General features: G+C 67.3%; 17 protein-coding genes. 7 read left to right on the forward strand and 10 right to left on the reverse strand.

The genetic code is table 11. The annotated features are described in order from the left end of the window. Positions 1-71 precede the first annotated feature (71 nt). Positions 72-2177: a Rossmann-fold NAD(P)-binding domain-containing protein gene (locus AC5Y46_RS08375; RefSeq protein ID WP_499946808.1), complete on the forward strand. Its 2106-nt coding sequence runs from the start codon at positions 72-74 to the stop codon at positions 2175-2177. On the opposite strand, the gene AC5Y46_RS08380 is transcribed toward AC5Y46_RS08375, so the two are convergent. The 6 genes from AC5Y46_RS08380 to AC5Y46_RS08405 form a co-directional block, all read right to left on the reverse strand. Continuing rightward, positions 2170-2895 (reverse strand): DUF72 domain-containing protein, encoded by a 726-nt coding sequence (locus AC5Y46_RS08380; RefSeq protein WP_499946807.1) that lies wholly within the window; start codon positions 2893-2895, stop codon positions 2170-2172. The genes AC5Y46_RS08375 and AC5Y46_RS08380 overlap by 8 nt on opposite strands. Before the next feature lie 104 nt (positions 2896-2999). After that, positions 3000-3332 carry a TfoX/Sxy family protein gene (locus AC5Y46_RS08385; protein ID WP_499946806.1) on the reverse strand — a complete coding sequence of 111 codons (333 nt, stop codon included), beginning with the start codon at positions 3330-3332 and terminating at the stop codon, positions 3000-3002. 4 nt (positions 3333-3336) lie between these two features. Continuing rightward, the gene (locus AC5Y46_RS08390; protein WP_499946805.1) at positions 3337-3714 is read right to left on the reverse strand and encodes a nitroreductase family deazaflavin-dependent oxidoreductase; all 378 of its coding nucleotides are present in this window, start codon (positions 3712-3714) and stop codon (positions 3337-3339) included. After that, the gene (locus AC5Y46_RS08395) at positions 3711-4199 is read right to left on the reverse strand and encodes a hypothetical protein (protein ID WP_499946804.1); all 489 of its coding nucleotides are present in this window, start codon (positions 4197-4199) and stop codon (positions 3711-3713) included. The genes AC5Y46_RS08390 and AC5Y46_RS08395 overlap by 4 nt, the downstream gene beginning before the upstream one ends. A gap of 18 nt (positions 4200-4217) precedes the next feature. Next, a complete protein-coding gene (gene lon, locus AC5Y46_RS08400; RefSeq protein ID WP_499990670.1) occupies positions 4218-6536 on the reverse strand; it encodes an endopeptidase La in 2319 nt (772 codons plus the stop codon). 139 nt (positions 6537-6675) lie between these two features. After that, on the reverse strand, positions 6676-7896 hold the full coding sequence (locus tag AC5Y46_RS08405) for an alpha-hydroxy acid oxidase (protein ID WP_499990780.1): 1221 nt from the start codon (positions 7894-7896) through the stop codon (positions 6676-6678). 25 nt (positions 7897-7921) lie between these two features. Here AC5Y46_RS08405 and AC5Y46_RS08410 point away from each other — a divergent pair, with 25 nt between their 5' ends. Beyond that, positions 7922-8341, forward strand: a complete 420-nt coding sequence (locus tag AC5Y46_RS08410; protein WP_499946801.1) for a DUF1810 domain-containing protein — start codon at positions 7922-7924, stop codon at positions 8339-8341. Here the strand turns inward: AC5Y46_RS08410 and AC5Y46_RS08415 are convergent. Genes AC5Y46_RS08415 through AC5Y46_RS08425 form a run of 3 tightly spaced genes read right to left on the reverse strand, consistent with a single transcriptional unit; the run spans position 8338 to position 10745 of the window. Then, on the reverse strand, positions 8338-9597 hold the full coding sequence (locus AC5Y46_RS08415; protein ID WP_499990671.1) for an alpha-amylase family glycosyl hydrolase: 1260 nt from the start codon (positions 9595-9597) through the stop codon (positions 8338-8340). The genes AC5Y46_RS08410 and AC5Y46_RS08415 overlap by 4 nt on opposite strands. A gap of 27 nt (positions 9598-9624) precedes the next feature. Next, a complete protein-coding gene (locus AC5Y46_RS08420; protein WP_499990672.1) occupies positions 9625-10161 on the reverse strand; it encodes an alkyl hydroperoxide reductase in 537 nt (178 codons plus the stop codon). Continuing rightward, entirely contained in the window at positions 10158-10745 is a 588-nt protein-coding gene (locus tag AC5Y46_RS08425) for a peroxiredoxin (protein WP_499946873.1), read from the reverse strand. Before AC5Y46_RS08425 ends, AC5Y46_RS08420 begins: the two co-directional genes overlap by 4 nt. A gap of 104 nt (positions 10746-10849) precedes the next feature. Between AC5Y46_RS08425 and AC5Y46_RS08430 the strand changes: the two genes are divergently transcribed. From AC5Y46_RS08430 to AC5Y46_RS08440, 3 genes are read left to right on the forward strand one after another with little or no spacing between them, the layout of a single operon-like run. Next, positions 10850-11797 carry a hydrogen peroxide-inducible genes activator gene (locus tag AC5Y46_RS08430; protein WP_499990674.1) on the forward strand — a complete coding sequence of 316 codons (948 nt, stop codon included), beginning with the start codon at positions 10850-10852 and terminating at the stop codon, positions 11795-11797. A 9-nt stretch (positions 11798-11806) separates the two neighbouring features. Further along, positions 11807-12529 carry an EthD domain-containing protein gene (locus AC5Y46_RS08435; RefSeq protein ID WP_499990675.1) on the forward strand — a complete coding sequence of 241 codons (723 nt, stop codon included), beginning with the start codon at positions 11807-11809 and terminating at the stop codon, positions 12527-12529. After that, on the forward strand, positions 12526-13284 hold the full coding sequence (locus tag AC5Y46_RS08440) for an enoyl-CoA hydratase/isomerase family protein (RefSeq protein WP_499990676.1): 759 nt from the start codon (positions 12526-12528) through the stop codon (positions 13282-13284). Before AC5Y46_RS08435 ends, AC5Y46_RS08440 begins: the two co-directional genes overlap by 4 nt. Here AC5Y46_RS08440 and AC5Y46_RS08445 read toward each other — a convergent pair. Then, complete coding sequence (locus AC5Y46_RS08445) at positions 13281-13469, reverse strand: (2Fe-2S)-binding protein (RefSeq protein ID WP_499946869.1); 189 nt, start codon at positions 13467-13469, stop codon at positions 13281-13283. The two genes, AC5Y46_RS08440 and AC5Y46_RS08445, sit on opposite strands and share 4 nt — an antisense overlap. Before the next feature lie 284 nt (positions 13470-13753). Here AC5Y46_RS08445 and bfr point away from each other — a divergent pair, with 284 nt between their 5' ends. Both bfr and AC5Y46_RS08455 read left to right on the forward strand, forming a co-directional pair. Then, positions 13754-14233 carry a bacterioferritin gene (bfr, locus tag AC5Y46_RS08450; RefSeq protein WP_499946868.1) on the forward strand — a complete coding sequence of 160 codons (480 nt, stop codon included), beginning with the start codon at positions 13754-13756 and terminating at the stop codon, positions 14231-14233. 28 nt (positions 14234-14261) lie between these two features. Next, positions 14262-16316: an MDR family MFS transporter gene (locus AC5Y46_RS08455; RefSeq protein ID WP_499990678.1), complete on the forward strand. Its 2055-nt coding sequence runs from the start codon at positions 14262-14264 to the stop codon at positions 16314-16316. The last annotated feature ends 8 nt before the right edge of the window (positions 16317-16324 follow it).

Below are 16324 nucleotides of genomic sequence, written 5' to 3' on the forward strand. Positions count from 1 at the left end.
GAGACTCAATTGTGCGCGACGGCGGCTGACGTGCCTATTGTCATTGGATAGACGTTGGGGGTGAGGCTCACGTGCACGTGCTGCTTACCGACGCCGCAGGCACCGTCGGGAGGTTGGTCGCACGCCAGTTGATGGCTGCCGGACACACGGTCAGCGGCATCGGCCCCCACCCGCACGATTGCCTTGATCCCGAAGTCGACTTCGTCTGCGCGCCCCTGCAACACCCGGTTCTGACGGAATTGGCCGGCGAGGCCGACGTGGTGATCCACCTCGCGCCGGTCGACCCCAGCGCGCCGGGTGCGGGCGGCCTCACCGGTGTCGCGCACGTGACGCACGCGGCGGCGCAGGCGGGCGCGCGGCTGCTGTTCGTGTCCCAGGCCGCGGGGCAGGCCGAGTTGTACCGGCCGGCCGAGACGCTGGTGTCCACCGGTTGGGCGCCCAGTTTGGTCGTGCGGATAGCTCCGCCGCTGGGACGGCAGCTGGATTGGATGGTGTGCCGCACGGTGGCCACGCTGATGCGCAGCAAGGTCTCGGCCCGGCCCATGCGGGTGCTGCATCTGGACGATCTGGTCCACTTTCTGGTGGTCGCGGTGGGCACCGAACGCACCGGTGTGGTCGAGCTGGCCACCCCGGACACCACCAACGTGATCACCGCGTGGCGGGTGATCCGATCCGTCGAGCCACGGTTGCGGCTGCATGGCGTGCGCAGTTGGGAAAATCTGATTCCGGAACTGGATCTTACTGCTGCACAAGAGGATTGGGCGTTCGACTACGGATGGCAGGCGATCGAGGCGGTGGTCGACACCGGCCGCGGGCTGGTCGGCCGCAAGCTCGGTCCCGCCGGCGCGAGCTACGGGTCCGGTCAGCTGCCGTTGCCGGTGGAGACGCAGCCGCGGCTGCGCCCCGTCGACGGCGGCCCGTTGCGCAACGTGGCTCCCGACGGGCTGGAAGGGGAGTTCGACGACCGCATCGACCCGCGGTTCCCGGTCTTCAGCGCGGCCGGCTTGACCGAGGCTCTGCCGGGCCCGCTGACTCCGGTCACCTTGGATGTGGTGTTGAGTGGATTGCGCGCGGCGGGCCGGGCGATGGGCCGCGTGCTGGCGTTGGGCGACGTGGTGGCCGAGGAGTGGGCGAGCAGGGCGATCGCGGTGTTCGGCCACCGCCCCTACGTCGGGGTGTCGGCCAATATCGTCGCCGCCGGCCAGCTTCCCGGTTGGGACGAGCGGGCCATCACCGAGCGCACGTTGGGCGACCAGTCGCAGCTCACCGACCTGCTGCCGATGGGACGGCCGCACCGCTCCGCCGGCCTTGGATCGGTCGCCAAAGTGGTGGTGACAGCGCGCTCGGTGGCACTGCTGCGCCATCTTCGGACCGACACCCAGGCCTACGTCGCCGCCGCGGTCGACGAGCATCTGGAACCGGCGGACCTGACCGCGCTCAGCGAGGCCGCCCTTCAGGTGCGGCTGCGGCTGCTGCGCGACCGGATCCAGCAGGGCTGGATCCTCACCGGACTATGGGTCATCGACACCGGCGTGACCGCGGCAACCCTGGAGCACACCCGCGCCGCCTCGAGCGTGTCCGGCGTCGGGGTGATCATGGAGAGCGGCCGCGTCGCTGAGGAGACCGCCGAGCTGTCCGCGCTGTTGCGTGCCGATCCGACATTGTGCGCGCTGGCCCGCGAGGGAAACGTCGCCAGCGTCCGCGCACTGTCACCGGCCACCGCGGCCGCTCTGGATGCCGCCGTCGCGAAGCTGAGACACCGCGGGCGCGGGGAAGCCGAGCTGGCCAGCCCGACCTTCGGCGACGAGCCGGGCCTGCTGCTCGAGGTGGCGGCCCGGTCCGCCGAGGGTCCCGCAGCCCCGGCGGTCCCGCCGGCATCCTTGTCGCAGCGCTTGGCCGACAGCGCCCGCAGTTCGCGCGAGCTGGCCCACGACACCACCATCCGCTTCACCCACGAATTCCGAATGACGTTGCGCGAACTCGGATCTCGCCGGGTCGCCGCGGACCTGATCGACAGCGTCGACGACGCGTACTACCTGCTCTGCGACGAGCTCGTCACGATGCCCGCCGACGCGCGGCTGCGAGTCAAGCGCCGCCGCGCCGAGCGGGAACGCCTGCAGGCCAAACCCCCGCCCGACGTCATCGAGCACACCTGGGATCCGACGGACGTTAGCTGAGAAAATCCTTGAGCGTCAACGCATTACGAACAGCGTGCCCGCCCAGGTCGTTGTTGAAGTACACCCACACGTCGCGTCCCTCGTCGGCCCAGTTCGCGATCCGCTCGGCCCAGCGGCGCAGTTCGTCGGCGGTATAGGAACCGGTGTACAGCGAGGCTGGTTCGGGGCCGTGCAGGCGCACGTACACCTGATCGGTGGTGGCGCGGGGGACACACGCCAGGTTCGCGCCGCTCATCACCACGTAGATGGCACGGTATTTCTCCAGCAGCGCATAGACATCCGGGACGTTCCACGACGGGTGACGCAACTCCACCGCCGTCCGGATGGACGACGGCATCAAGCGCAGAAACGTCTCCAGACGGGCGTCGTCCCGTTGCAGCTCCGGATGCGGCTGCACCAGCAGCACACCGGCGCGTTTCCCCAGCGCCTGCCAGCAGCGTTCGAACCGTTCAATCCAGGGTTCCGGACTGGCCAGCCGACGGTAGTGGGTCAGACCGCGATGCGCTTTCACCGTCATGGTGAACCCGTCCGGCAGCCGTTCGGCCCAGCCGGCGAAGGTCGAATCTTTCGGCCAGCGGTAGAAACTGGCGTTCAGCTCCACGGTGTCGAAGACTTCCGTGTAGCGCTGCAGACGTTGCGAGACAGGCAGACCCGGCCGGTACAACACGCCGGCCCAGTGGTCGTAGGACCACCCGGAAGTCCCGATCCGAATGGTCATGGCCGCAGCGGGCGCGTCTGGAGCGTGCGCAGCCCGGGTCTGCTGGTCAGCATGCACAACACCACCGCGGCGTACCCGTACCGCCGCGGCGCAAACCGGCGCGGTCACTCAGGCGGCAGACTGCGGGCGTAATTCACGCCGCGGGTCACCCAACCTTGCAGTTGCCGTTTGGTTTTCACGCCCTCGGTGGCCACCCGTAACCATCCGCGCATCTCCCTGCCGCCCATCACCATCGGGCTGACGTGGTCGCGTGTCAGTAGCTTGTCGATGTCCTGCGGAGACACCCGCACCATCAAACCGCCCTGTCCGCTGACGCAGACGGCCATCTTGCCGCCGACCAGGAAAGCCAGACCGCCGAACATCTGCTTCTCGTCGTAGCTCTCGAGCTGCGCCAGCAGTTCGCGGGTCCGCTTGGCCAGCTCGGTGTCGTAGGCCACCGTCTCAGTCCAGATCCACCCGGATGGTCAGCAGATCGGTGCCCATGGTGCGGACTCCCACGTTGTTGAACCGCGGCAGACTCCGCATCCGCTGCCATGGATCATCGTCGGGCAGCAGGTGCGCGGTCCCGGTGCGCCATTGCCCGCCGATGCGCAGCCGTACTTTCGGATTCGCCTTGATGTTGTAGACGTAATCCGAGTGGTGGCCATGTTCGGAGACCATCCAGAACTGGTTGTCGACGACCTTGCCGCCGACCGCGGTGCGCCGTGGCTGGCCGGATTTTCGTCCGGTGGTTTCCAGCATGATCCCGGGCCCGCGCCGGCCGATCGGGTTGACCACGACTCGCTGGATGCGGTGCACGAACCGCCGTTTGCGGCTCATGCCGGTGTGCGGGCCGGTACCCCGACCATGCGCAGGACCCATTCCCGCGGCACGCCGAACGTGAACGTCCGCCGCGGCACCGTGCTCAACACCGCTTCGGGCAGCGCGGTCTTGTAGTTCAGCGAAAGCCGGCCGGAAAACTGTGGGTCGACTTCGCCGACGTCCGCGGTGAGCATCAGTCCGGCTGCCGAAAACTCGCCCCGCACAGGGCCTTCGGCGGGGGAGTCCCAGCGCAGGTCGACGGCGCGCCCGGCGAGTTTGGGCACGGTCGACAGCGTCCCCACCACCCGCTGCGACGTGATGGCCAGAGCGCCAACGTAACTGCGGACGTTGCCGTTGGACACCTTGCCGGGCACCGAGCCGGTGAATCGGAAGGTGACGGGAACAGACTCGGCCAGATGGATGAGGTTCTCCGTCTCGACTGCTGCCCGCAGGTCTGCGGGCAGCTTGCCGATTCCGAGCAACTTGCGTAGGAAAGCAGCCATTGCTGCACCCTAGCGTCCCTAGGCGGCCACCGTAGCGGTCTGCGCCGGTTCCAGTGCTTGCGCGACGATCTCAGCCACGTCCGTCATCGGCAGCACGGTCAGGGCCTCGAGCACTTCGGCGGGCACGTCGTCCAGGTCCGGCTCGTTGCGTGTCGGGATGAAAACCGTTGACAGACCGGCACGTTGGGCAGCCAGCAGCTTCTGTTTGACACCGCCGATCGGCAACACCCGACCGTTCAGCGTGACCTCGCCGGTCATGCCGACATCGGAGCGCACCTGACGTCCGGTGGCCATCGACACCAGCGCGGTCACCATCGTCACCCCGGCCGAGGGCCCGTCCTTGGGCACCGCACCGGCCGGCACGTGCACGTGGATGCGCCGGTCCAGCACCGCCGGGTCGACGCCCAATTCGGCGGCATGCGAACGCACGTAGGACAACGCGATCTGTGCCGACTCCTTCATCACCTCACCCAGCTGACCGGTCAGTTGCAGGCCCGCGTCACCGTCGACCGCGCCGGCCTCGATGTAGAGCACGTCGCCGCCGAGGCCGGTGACGGCCAGGCCGGTGGCCACGCCGGGCACCGCCGTGCGCTCCGCCGACTCCGGGGTGAAGCGCGGACGGCCAAGGTAGCCAACCAGATCCGGCTCGTCGACGGTGATCGGTTCGTCGGTCTCGGCCAGCCTGGTGGTCACCTTGCGCAGCGTCTTGGCCAGCAGCCGTTCGAACTGCCGCACGCCCGGTTCGCGGGTGTAATCGGCGGCGATCTTGCGCAGCGCGGCATCGGTGACCGTCACCTCGTCCTCGGTCAGCGCGGCCCGGTCCCGCTGCCGTGGCAGCAGGTAGTCGCGGGCGATGGCGACCTTGTCGTCCTCGGTGTAGCCGTCGATCTGCACCAACTCCATGCGGTCCAGCAGCGCCGACGGGATGTTCTCGATCACGTTGGCGGTGGCCAGGAACACCACGTCGGACAGGTCCAGATCCAGGTCCAGGTAGTGGTCGCGGAACGTGTGGTTCTGCGCCGGGTCGAGCACCTCGAGCAGCGCCGCGCTCGGGTCGCCCCGGTAGTCGGACCCGACTTTGTCGATCTCGTCCAGCAGCACAACGGGATTCATCGATCCGGCCTCACCGATGGCCCGCACGATCCGGCCCGGCAACGCGCCCACGTAGGTACGCCGGTGCCCGCGGATCTCGGCCTCGTCGCGCACGCCGCCGAGGGCGACGCGGACGAAGTTGCGGCCCAGCGCCCGGGCCACGCTCTCGCCCAGCGACGTCTTGCCGACGCCCGGGGGACCGGCCAGCACCATCACCGCCCCGGAACCGCGGCCGCCCACGACCTGCAAGCCGCGTTGTGCGCGCCGGGCACGCACCGCCAGGTACTCGACGATGCGGTCTTTGACGTCGTCCAGCCCGTGGTGGTCGGCGTCCAGGATCTCCCGCGCCGCCGTCAGGTCGGTCGAGTCCTCGGTGCGCACGTTCCACGGCAGATCCAGCACGGTGTCCAACCAGGTTCGGATCCAGCCGGTCTCCGGGCTCTGGTCGCTGGCGCGCTCCAGTTTGCCGACCTCGCGCAGCGCGGCCTCGCGGACCTGCTCGGGCAGGTCGGCGGCCTCGACGCGGGCCCGGTAGTCATCGGATCCGTCGGGCTCACCTTCGCCCAACTCCTTGCGGATGGCGGCCAGCTGTTGGCGCAGCAGGAACTCCTTCTGCGTCTTCTCCATCCCGTCGCGCACGTCCTCGGCGATCTTGTCGTTGACCTCGACCTCGGCCAGATGTTCGCTGGTCCAGTCGATCAGCACACGCAGCCGTTCGGCGACGTCGACGGTCTCCAACAGTTGGCGTTTCTGGACGTCGGACAGGTAGGACGCGTACCCCGAGGTGTCGGCCAGCGCGGACGGGTCGGTGAGGCTGTTGACATAGTCCACGATCTGCCAGGCCTCGCGGCGCTGCAGCATCGCCAGCAGCAGCTTCTTGTATTCCGCTGCCAGCGCCTTGATCTCGTCGGTCACCTCGACATCGGGCACCTCGGTCACCTCGACCCACAACGCCGCGCCAGGTCCGTTGGCGCCGGCACCGATGTGCGCGCGGCGCTCGCCCCGCACGACGGCGGCAGTACCGCCCCCGGCGATCCGGCCGACCTGCAGGATCTTGGCCACCACGCCGTGGGTCGGGTAGCGGTCGTCCAACCGCGGCGCGATCAAGAGCTCACGTGAGTCGCCGGCCTGGGCGGCGTCGACGGCGGTGCGGGCGGTGTCGTCGAGAGCGATCGGCACCACCATGCCGGGCAACACGATCGTGTCGGTCACGAACAGCACCGGCACGGACTTGGCTTCAGCCATCTATTCCTCCAAGAGTTAAGTCTGTTCGACTCAACCTCGGTCGGGGACGGTTTGTTCCGTGCTGTGCGCCACACCCTGGCGAGCAGACGCAAAAGCCCCTTATTTCGGCACGAAACGGGGGCTTTTGCGTCTGCTCGCGCTAACGACGCAACTGGGTGACGTGTTTGGGGGAGAGCTCTTCCAGGCAGGTCACGCCCAGCAGGCTCATGGTCCGCAGCACACCGGTCTGCAGGATGTCGATGGCGCGACGCACTCCCGCCTCGCCGCCGGCCATCAGTCCGTACAGGTATGCCCGCCCGACCAGCGTGCATCGCGCCCCGAGAGCGACTGACGCGACGATGTCCGCGCCGGACATGATGCCGGTGTCCAGCAGGATCTCGGTGTCGTTGCCGAGTTCACGCGCCACCGTCGGCAACAAATGGAACGGCACCGGGGCCCGGTCCAGTTGGCGGCCACCGTGATTGGACAACACGATCCCGTCGACGCCACGGTCGACCACGGCACGCGCGTCGTCCAGGGTCTGGATTCCTTTCACGACGAGCTTGCCCGGCCACTGGGACTTGATCCAGGCCAGGTCGTCGAAGGTGACGCTGGGGTCGAACATGGTGTTCAGATAGTCGCCGACGGTGCCCGACCAGCGATCCAGCGAGGCGAACGAAAGCGGTTCGGTGGTCAGCAGGTCGAACCACCAGTGTGGGTGCGGCACGGCGTCGAGCACGGTGCGCAGGGTCAGCGCGGGCGGGATGGCCATACCGTTGCGGACATCGCGCAGCCGTGCGCCGGCGACCGGGACGTCGACGGTGACCAGCATGGTGTCGAAGCCGGCGGCCGCGGCGCGCCGCACCAACTCCATCGAACGGTCCCGGTCTTTCCACATATACAGCTGAAACCATTTGCGGCCCTGCGGAACCGCTGCGACGACATCCTCGATCGAGCTGGTCGCCAGGGTGGACAACGAGAACGGGATTCCGGCCGCGGCCGCCGCCCGCGCCCCGGCGATCTCGCCTTCGGTGTGCATCAGGCGGGTGAACCCGGTGGGTGCGATCCCGAACGGCAACACCACTGGTTGGCCCAGCACGTTCCAGCCCGCCGTCACGTTGCTCACGTCGCGCAGAATCGTCGGGTGAAACTCGATGTCGCGGAACGCCTGTCGGGCTCGCTCGATGGAGAGCTCGTCCTCGGCTGCGCCGTCGGTGTAGTCGAATGCCGCCCTGGGCGTACGTCGCTTGGCGATGCGCCGTAGGTCCTCGATGGTCAGTGCGGCGTCCAGGCGCCGCCGGGTGCGGTCGAGTTGCGGACGTTTGAACTGCAGCAGCGGTGCCAGGTCCCGGATCTTGGGGACTTGCCGCTTGACCGCCATCAGCTCATTCAACCAGGGTGAACGTATGGCTTTCGACCTGCAGCGGTTCGTGGACGCGCAGGACCGTGTCTACGCCAACGTGCTCGACGAGCTGCGCAGCGGCCGGAAACGCAGCCACTGGATGTGGTTCGTCTTTCCGCAACTGCGCGGTTTGGGCAGCAGCCGGATGGCCGAGCACTTCGGCATCGTCTCACTGGCGGAGGCTCGCGCGTACCTGGCGCACGAGCTGCTCGGCTCGCGACTGCGCGAATGCGTCCGGCTGGTCAATCAGGTGCAGGACCGATCGGCCGCACAGATTTTCGGCTCGCCCGACGACCTCAAGCTGAGATCCTCGATGACGCTGTTCGCGCACGCCACCGCCGACAACCACGACTTCGTCGCGCTGCTGGACAAGTACTACGGCGGCGAAGAGGATCCCCGGACGGTGTCTGGGTTGCGCGATTAGACCGGCTGCAGGATCCGCCAGCCGTGCGGTTCGACGACCACCGAGTCCACGACCTCGTCAGGCGGTGCCGCAGACCCGGCGATCACCTTGGCCCGCGGCGCGCCGAGGTCCGGCATAGAAAACCGCACGGGCTCGTCGTCGATATTGAGTGCGACCAACAGCGACTCGTCGCCGTGCTGGCTCCGAAAGACGTAGTGCTTGTTCTGCAACTGCACCGCGCTGGTCTGGGCCGCGTGCAGCCACGGGTGGCGGCGACGTAGTCCGACGAGATACCGGTGCAACTCCCACACGCGAATGCCGCGCTCGTCGAGTTGAATTGGGGGAGCGCCGAACTCGGGCCGCACGGCGTCGTCGCCCCCGTAGCGCTCCTCCTTGACGGCACGGTATCCGAACTCGTCGCCGGCGTAGATGCTGGGCACACCACCGACCGTCAACAAGACCACCAGCGCGTGCGCCAGGTGTTCGGGACGCTCGATCCGGCTGGCGATCCGGGTGACGTCGTGGTTGCCCACGAAGGTCAACGGCACGAACGTTTTCAGCCACGCGCTGTGCCGCTGCAGCGCCCAGTCCAGCTCGAAGAAGTTGCCGTCGTTGATGCTGCTCCAGATCGCCTTCCACAGCTCGTACTGGGTGGCCGAGTCGAATCCCGCCCCCTCGACCACCGCCGCATAGTCACCGTGGATGAGCTCGCCGACGAACCACGCGTCAGCATGGCGCTGCCGCACCCGGGGCAGCACATCAGCCCAAAATCGTTGCGGCACCGCGTAAGCCGCATCCAGGCGCCAGCCGTCGGCACCACGGTCGAGCCAGTGCGACATGACCTCGACCACGTAGTCGGCGACCTCTGGATTGTCGTGGTCCAGTGCCGCGAGTTCGGAGTGGCCCTCGAACGTGCCGCCGCTGCGCCACCACTCCGGCCCGGCGAAATCCGCACCGACGTGGTTGAACACCCCGTCGAGCAGGATGCGCAGGCCGCGGCGGCGCGCCTCGCCGACCAGGTAGTCGAAGTCGGAGTCGTCGCCGAGCCGGGGATCGATGCGATAGTGGTCGGTGGTGTCGTAACCGTGTGTGCGCGAGGCGAATATCGGGCCCAGCGCGACCCCGGACGCACCCAGTTCGATGGCATGGTCGAACCAGTCGACCAGCCGCCGGAGCCGGTGTTCGCCCGGGTCCGGCGGCTGGTCGGCGGGATAGGCGCCGACGAAACCCAGCGGGTAGACCTGCCACCAGATCGCGTGCTCGGTCCACGGCGCCATGGCTACGACACTACGGTCGTCCGAGGATCAGCCGACTGCGGCCAGGGTGGACGCAGTGGCGATCGCCTGCGCCACGCCGGCCACGATCGCGGCGACCTTCAGCGCCTCCAGGATCTCCTCCCGGCCGACACCCACCTCGCGCAGCGTGTGCTCGTGGGCGACTACGCAGTGCGAGCACCCGTTGATCGAGGACACCGCGAACGACCACAGCTCGAAGTTCGCCTTGGCCACCCCCGGATTGCCGATGATGTTCATCCGCAGCCCGGGGCGCAGGTCGTCGTATTGGCCGTCGAGGAATCCGCGACCACGGTAGAACACGTTGTTCATCCCCATGATCGATGCGGCGCCCAGGGCAGCTTGGTACGCCTCGGCGGACAGGTGGTCGGCGGCCTCAGCCCCAATGTCGGCCAGCACCTGGGCGTTTCGGGTAGCGGCGGCGCTGGCCAGCAGCGTGCCCCAGAGTCGCTCGTCGTCCAGCACCGTGCTGCGCGCGATCGAGCCCAGGTTCAGCTTGAGATCCTTGGCGTAGTCCGGCAGCGCCGCTTTGAGGTTGTCGATGCTCATGCCGACGCCTTCAGCAGTTCACCGGCGTCCAGCGTGGGGTCACCCTTGCGCCAGTTGCATGCACACAGTTCGTCGGACTGCAGCGCGTCCAGTACCCGCAGCACCTCGTCGACGTTGCGGCCGACCGAGCCGGCGGTGACCGAGACGAACTGGATCTCGTTGTTGGGGTCGACGATGAAGGTCACCCGGTCCGCGACACCGTCGGCGTTGAGCGCACCGGTCGCGGCAACGAGCTCCCGCTTGATGTCGGAAAGCATCGGGAAGGGCAGCTTCTTGAGGTCTTCGTGCTGCGCGCGCCACTGGAAGTGCACGAACTCGCTGTCGATCGAGACACCGAGAACCTGGGTGTCGCGGTCGGCGAACTCGTCGTTCAACTTGCCGAACGCCGCGATCTCCGTCGGGCACACGAACGTGAAGTCCTTGGGCCAGAAGAACACCACGCGCCACTTGCCCGGGTGGTCGTCGCTGGACACGGTGGTGAAGTAGTCGCCGGGCTGCTGCGCGTCGACCTTGGACAGGTCGCCGCCGATCAAGGCGGTCAACTGGTAAGCGGGGAACTGATCGCCGATGGTCAACAGGGACATTGGCATCTCCTTATCTGGATCTATTCAAGATTAGTGGGTATGACCCCATAGTGCCCGGTCGCCGTCATAAAGTAAAGGTGATTTGTGGCACTATACTGTTCGGTATGACCGATAAAAGTTTTCATCCCACCCTGGCCGGCCTACGTGCCTTCGTCGCGGTCGGTCAGAAGCAGCATTTCAAAAGCGCCGCAACCTCTTTGGGCGTGAGTCAGTCGACGTTGTCACAGGCGCTGGCGACACTGGAAGCCGGTCTGGGCACCCATCTCGTCGAGCGGTCGACGCGCCGGGTCCGGATGACGGGTGAGGGGCTGCAGCTGCTGCCGTTCGCGCAGGCGGTCACCGACGCAGCGGACGCCTTCGTCAGCGCGGCGGCGGGCACCACCGATCCACTGCAGGGCACCATCCGGTTGGGGCTGATCCCCACCGTGGCGCCGTACGTGCTGCCGACGGTCCTGGCCGGGCTGGCCGCGCGACTGCCCGCGTTGACGATTCAGGTCATCGAAGATCGGACCGAGCGCCTGCTGACCGCGCTGCGCGACGGCGCACTGGACACCGCGCTGATCGCTCTACCCGCCCAGACCGGCGGAATCGCCGAGGTTCCCATCTATGAGGAAGACTTCGTGCTCGCGCTGCCGCCCGGCCATCCGTTGTCGGGCAAGCGCCGGGTCGGCGCCACCGCGCTGACGGAGCTGCCGCTGCTGCTCCTGGACGAGGGTCACTGCCTGCGCGATCAGACACTGGACGTGTGCCGGGACGCGGGTGTCCGCGCCGAACTGGCCGACACCCGGGCGGCTTCCCTGGCGACCGCCGTGCAGTGCGTGGCCGGCGGGCTGGGGGTCACCCTGATACCTCAGACAGCGGTCGCCGTCGAGACCGCGCGCAGCCGCGTCGGCCTGGCGCAGTTCGCGACACCCCGCCCAAAACGCAAGATAGGCTTGGTGTTTCGCGCTGCCTCCGGACGCGACGAGCCCTACCGGCGGCTGGCGGCGATCATCGGCGAACTCGTCGCCGGCACCCAGCCGGTCAGCCTGCTGGATACCACCGCGGTCTAAGTTCAGCTGATGGAGAAGGTAATGGCCGTGCTGCGGCGCACCGAATACGACGACGACTGGTGCGCCCGGCAGCGCGGCCCGGTGGCCGACGAACTGTTGGCGCTCGGCGTCCCCGGGTTGTCGGTCAATGTCCGCGACAGCCCGGTGCGCGACTCGCTGATGACGCTGACGACCCTGGATCCGCCGGTCGTCGCGGTGGTGAGCCTGTGGACCCAACAGTGCTACGGCGAACAGATTGCGGCGGCGCTGCGTTTGCTGACCGCCGAATGCGACGAACTGGCCGCATATCTGGTCACCGAGTCGGTGCCGTTGGCGCCGCCGGCAACCGAACCCGGGTCGCGCACGACGGGCCTGGCCAACATCGCACTGCTGCGCCGGCCGGCCGGCCTCGACCAGGACACCTGGTTGCGCCGGTGGCAGCTCGACCACACGCCGGTCGCAGTGGAAACGCAGTCGACGTTCGGCTACACCCAGAACTGGGTGGTGCGAGCCCTCACCCCCGGTGCTCCGGAAATCGCAGCCATCGTCGAGGAGTTGTTCCCGTTGGCAGCGGTGTCGGATCTGCAGGCGTTCTTCGGTGCCGCCGACGACGCCGACCTGCAGCACCGGGTGGGCCGAATGGTGGCCAGCACCAGCGCATTCGGTGCCAACCAGAACATCGACACCGTGCCCACCAGCCGCTACCTGATCAAGGCGGCGTGGACGGAGGTATCCGTTAGGCTGCAGCGGTGACGCTGCTCATCGACGACGAAAACCGCGTACGCACCCTCACCCTCAACCGGCCAGAAGCGCTGAACGCCTTCAACGAAGCGCTCTACGACGCCACCGCCCAAGCCTTGCTGGACGCCGCCGAAGATCCGGAGGTCGCCGTGGTCCTGCTGACCGGCGCGGGCCGCGGTTTCAGCGCCGGCACCGATCTGGCCGAGATGCAGGCCCGCATCACCGACCCGGACTTCCAGGAGGGAAAGTACGGTTTCCGCGGCCTGATCGAGGCGCTCGCGGCGTTCCCCAAGCCGCTGATCTGCGCCGTGAACGGCGTCGGGCTGGGCATCGGCACCACCATTCTCGGCTATGCCGACCTGGCGTTCATGTCGTCGACGGCGCGGCTCAAATGCCCGTTCACCAGCTTGGGAGTGGCGCCGGAAGCCGCGTCGTCCTATCTGCTGCCACAACTGGTAGGCCGACAGAACGCGGCTTGGCTGCTGCTGTCCTCGGAATGGGTCGAGGCTGCGGAAGCATTGCGAATGGGACTGGTGTGGCGCGTCTGCGAACCCGAGGAACTACTTCCCGAGGCACGCCGGCACGCCGAAGTGCTTGCCGCACGGCCTATCTCGAGCCTGGAAGCGGTCAAGCACACGATGATGGAGCCGCTTCGCGCCGAGATCGCGGCGGCGACGGCACGGGAGAACGCTCACTTCGCCGAACTGATGGGGTCACACGCCAACGCCGCGGCGCTGGCGGATTTCAGCGACCGCAAACGGAACTAGCTGGCGACCTGGGCGGAATCGAGCTTGGTGGCCGCGGCGATGATGGCACGCAGTGTGCGTCGGCAGCGCCCACAGTCGGCGCCCGCCCCGCATGCGGCAGCGATTTCCTTGGAGGTCGACGCACCCCGCGCGACCGCCTCACAGACGGTCTGGTTGGTGGCTCCGACGCACAGGCAGACGTACATCAGTAAACACCCTCCCAGTGGTCTAACGAGGTCGCCTGAACCTGCCGCATGTTAGTGGAGTCTAACCTTAGTTGCTTAGTAGAGTCTAACCTAAGTCGACAGACACGCTGCCGCTATTCGCGTCGATCGGACGCGCCGACGGCACGACGAAGGCTGTCCTGACTTGCGATTACTGCACTAGATTCAGTGTCGGCACGCAAAGTGCTGCTACACCCCGTATGGCGCGCTCCAGCCCAGCCCGCCGCGCGGTTCGACATGACAGCCTTCAGCCCGTAGGAGCGATCATGCAAGGTGATCCAGAAGTTCTTCGGTTGCTCAACGAACAGTTGACCAGTGAACTCACCGCCATCAACCAGTACTTCCTGCACTCGAAGATGCAGGAGAACTGGGGGTTTACCGAGCTCGCCGAGCACACCCGGGCCGAATCGTTCGACGAGATGCGCCATGCCGAGTCGATCACCGATCGCATCCTCTTGCTGGACGGTCTGCCTAACTACCAGCGCATCTTCTCCCTGCGGATCGGCCAGACGCTGCGCGAGCAGTTCGAGGCCGACCTGGCCATCGAGTACGAAGTGCTGAACCGGCTCCGGCCGGGCATCGTCATGTGCCGGGAGAAGCAGGACAGCACCAGCGCCACCCTGCTCGAGGGAATCGTGGCCGACGAGGAAAAGCACGTCGATTACCTGGAGACCCAGCTCGAGCTGATGGACAAACTGGGTGAGGAGCTGTACTCCGCCCAGTGCGTCTCGCGCCCGCCCAGCTGACGCGCCCCGGGCGTCGAGGCGGACTTGGATGACCAGCCTGCAAACCTCCCCGCCCGACGGCACGCTGATCACCTCGCAGCGACGCAACTTCATCTTCCTGGCGATCGTGCTCGGGACGCTGCTGGCCGCGCTGGACCAGACCATCGTCGCCACCGCACTGCCGACCATCGTCGCCGACCTGGGCGACGCGGGCCATCAGTCCTGGGTCGTCACCAGCTATCTGTTGGCTTCGACCATCGTCACCGCGCTGGTCGGCAAGCTCGGTGACTCGTTCGGGCGTAAACGGGTTTTCGTGATCGCCGTCCTGTTCTTCGTCGCGGGATCGGTGTTGTGCGGACTGGCGCAGTCGATGACCATGCTGGTGGCCTCCAGGGCCTTGCAGGGGATCGGTGGCGGTGCGATCACCGTCACCGCGAGTGCCCTGATCGGTGAGGTGGTCCCGTTGAAAGACCGCGGCCGATATCAGGGCATGCTGGGCGCGGTATTCGGCGTCACGACCGTGGTGGGTCCGCTACTCGGCGGCTACTTCACCGACTACCTGACCTGGCGGTGGGCGTTCTGGATCAACATTCCGGTGTCGGCGGTGGTGATCTGCGTGGCGGCCGCGGCGATTCCGTCGCGGACCACGACCACCAAACCCGTCGTCGACTATGCCGGCATCCTGTTCATCGGCGTGAGCGCCGCCGCCCTGACGTTGGCGACCAGTTGGGGTGGCAGCGTCTACCCGTGGGGTTCGCCGACGATCGTCGGGCTGTTCGTCGGTGCGGCAGTGACGCTCGCCCTGTTCGTGCGGGCGGAAAGCCGCGCAGTACAACCGATCCTGCCTATCCGGCTGTTCGGAAGCCCGGTGTTCACGGTGTGCTGTGTGCTGTCGTTCGTGGTCGGCTTCGCGATGTTGGGCGCGATGACGTTTTTGCCGACCTTCATGCAATACGTGAACGGCGTCTCGGCAACCACTTCCGGTCTGCGGACGCTGCCGATGGTGGTGGGCATGCTGATCACGTCCACCGGCAGCGGAACCCTGGTGGGCCGGACCGGACGCTACAAGATCTTCCCGGTGCTCGGCACGGCGCTGATGACGATCGCCTTCGTGTTGATGTCGCGGATGGATGGGTCGACGTCGGCTCTCGTGCAATCGGTCTACCTGCTCATCCTCGGTTCGGGCATCGGGCTGTCCATGCAGGTGCTGGTGCTCGTGGTACAGAACACCTCCGATTTCGAGGACCTCGGCGTCGCTACCTCCGGCGTCAGCTTCTTCCGCACTATCGGAAGTTCCTTCGGAGCAGCCATTTTCGGGTCGCTGTTCGTCAATTTCCTGGAGGGGCGGCTGGCCTCGGCGCTGGCCGCCACCGGCGTGTCCGCTGACGCGGTCAGCTCTCCGGCTGCGTTGCACCGACAACCCGCAGCGGTGGCCGCGCCGATCGTGCACGCCTATTCCGAGTCGCTGTCGCAGGTGTTCCTGTGCGCGGCGCCGGTCGCCGCGGTCGGCTTTGTGCTGGCGCTGTTCCTGCGCGAGGTCCCGTTGCGCGACATCCACAACAGCGCCGTCGACCTCGGCGACGGGTTCGGCATGCCGACCACCGAGACGCCGGAACAGTTGCTGGAGAATGCGATTGCCCGGCTGTTGCGCGGCGAGACCGGCATGCGCCTGCGCAGCATCGCGATGCGACCGGACTGCCGCCTCGACGTGGCCGGGCTGTGGGCCGTGCTACGCGTCAACCGCTACGGGCAGTTCTTCGGCACAGCCCGCCTCAGCGACATCGGCGACAACCTACAGATCCCGTTCGAGGTTTTGGAACCCACGTTCACCCGGCTGGTGGCGGCCGGCTACCTGCTACGCGAGGGGGACCGGTTGTGGCTCACGCCGGCCGGGTCGCAACAAGTCGACTACGTGTATGCACTGCTGTTGTCCTGGATCATCGACAAACTGTCCCGATCAGCCGGATTCGCCGGCCGGCCCGATCGCCGCGAGGTCGAAGCCGCGCTCGGACGGATCGCGTATCGCGTTATCGCGCAGCGGGATTGGCACGACGACTCACCGACGGTGGCGATGGCAGGAGTCGGCACGCGGACCGGCAACTAACACCCCAG

The sequence above is a fragment of the Mycobacterium sp. NGS59 genome (assembly GCF_059812345.1).

Coding starts and splice junctions, on each gene's coding strand:
- AC5Y46_RS08455 (WP_499990678.1), top strand. CDS start 14,262: ATGACCAGCCTGCAAACCTCCCCGCCCGACGGCACGCTGATCACCTCG.
- AC5Y46_RS08410 (WP_499946801.1), top strand. CDS start 7,922: ATGGCTTTCGACCTGCAGCGGTTCGTGGACGCGCAGGACCGTGTCTAC.
- AC5Y46_RS08405 (WP_499990780.1), bottom strand. CDS start 7,896: ATGGCGGTCAAGCGGCAAGTCCCCAAGATCCGGGACCTGGCACCGCTG.
- AC5Y46_RS08380 (WP_499946807.1), bottom strand. CDS start 2,895: ATGACCATTCGGATCGGGACTTCCGGGTGGTCCTACGACCACTGGGCC.
- bfr (WP_499946868.1), top strand. CDS start 13,754: ATGCAAGGTGATCCAGAAGTTCTTCGGTTGCTCAACGAACAGTTGACC.
- AC5Y46_RS08435 (WP_499990675.1), top strand. CDS start 11,807: ATGGAGAAGGTAATGGCCGTGCTGCGGCGCACCGAATACGACGACGAC.
- AC5Y46_RS08395 (WP_499946804.1), bottom strand. CDS start 4,199: ATGGCTGCTTTCCTACGCAAGTTGCTCGGAATCGGCAAGCTGCCCGCA.
- AC5Y46_RS08390 (WP_499946805.1), bottom strand. CDS start 3,714: ATGAGCCGCAAACGGCGGTTCGTGCACCGCATCCAGCGAGTCGTGGTC.
- lon (WP_499990670.1), bottom strand. CDS start 6,536: ATGGCTGAAGCCAAGTCCGTGCCGGTGCTGTTCGTGACCGACACGATC.
- AC5Y46_RS08415 (WP_499990671.1), bottom strand. CDS start 9,597: ATGGCGCCGTGGACCGAGCACGCGATCTGGTGGCAGGTCTACCCGCTG.
- AC5Y46_RS08445 (WP_499946869.1), bottom strand. CDS start 13,469: ATGTACGTCTGCCTGTGCGTCGGAGCCACCAACCAGACCGTCTGTGAG.
- AC5Y46_RS08430 (WP_499990674.1), top strand. CDS start 10,850: ATGACCGATAAAAGTTTTCATCCCACCCTGGCCGGCCTACGTGCCTTC.
- AC5Y46_RS08425 (WP_499946873.1), bottom strand. CDS start 10,745: ATGTCCCTGTTGACCATCGGCGATCAGTTCCCCGCTTACCAGTTGACC.
- AC5Y46_RS08420 (WP_499990672.1), bottom strand. CDS start 10,161: ATGAGCATCGACAACCTCAAAGCGGCGCTGCCGGACTACGCCAAGGAT.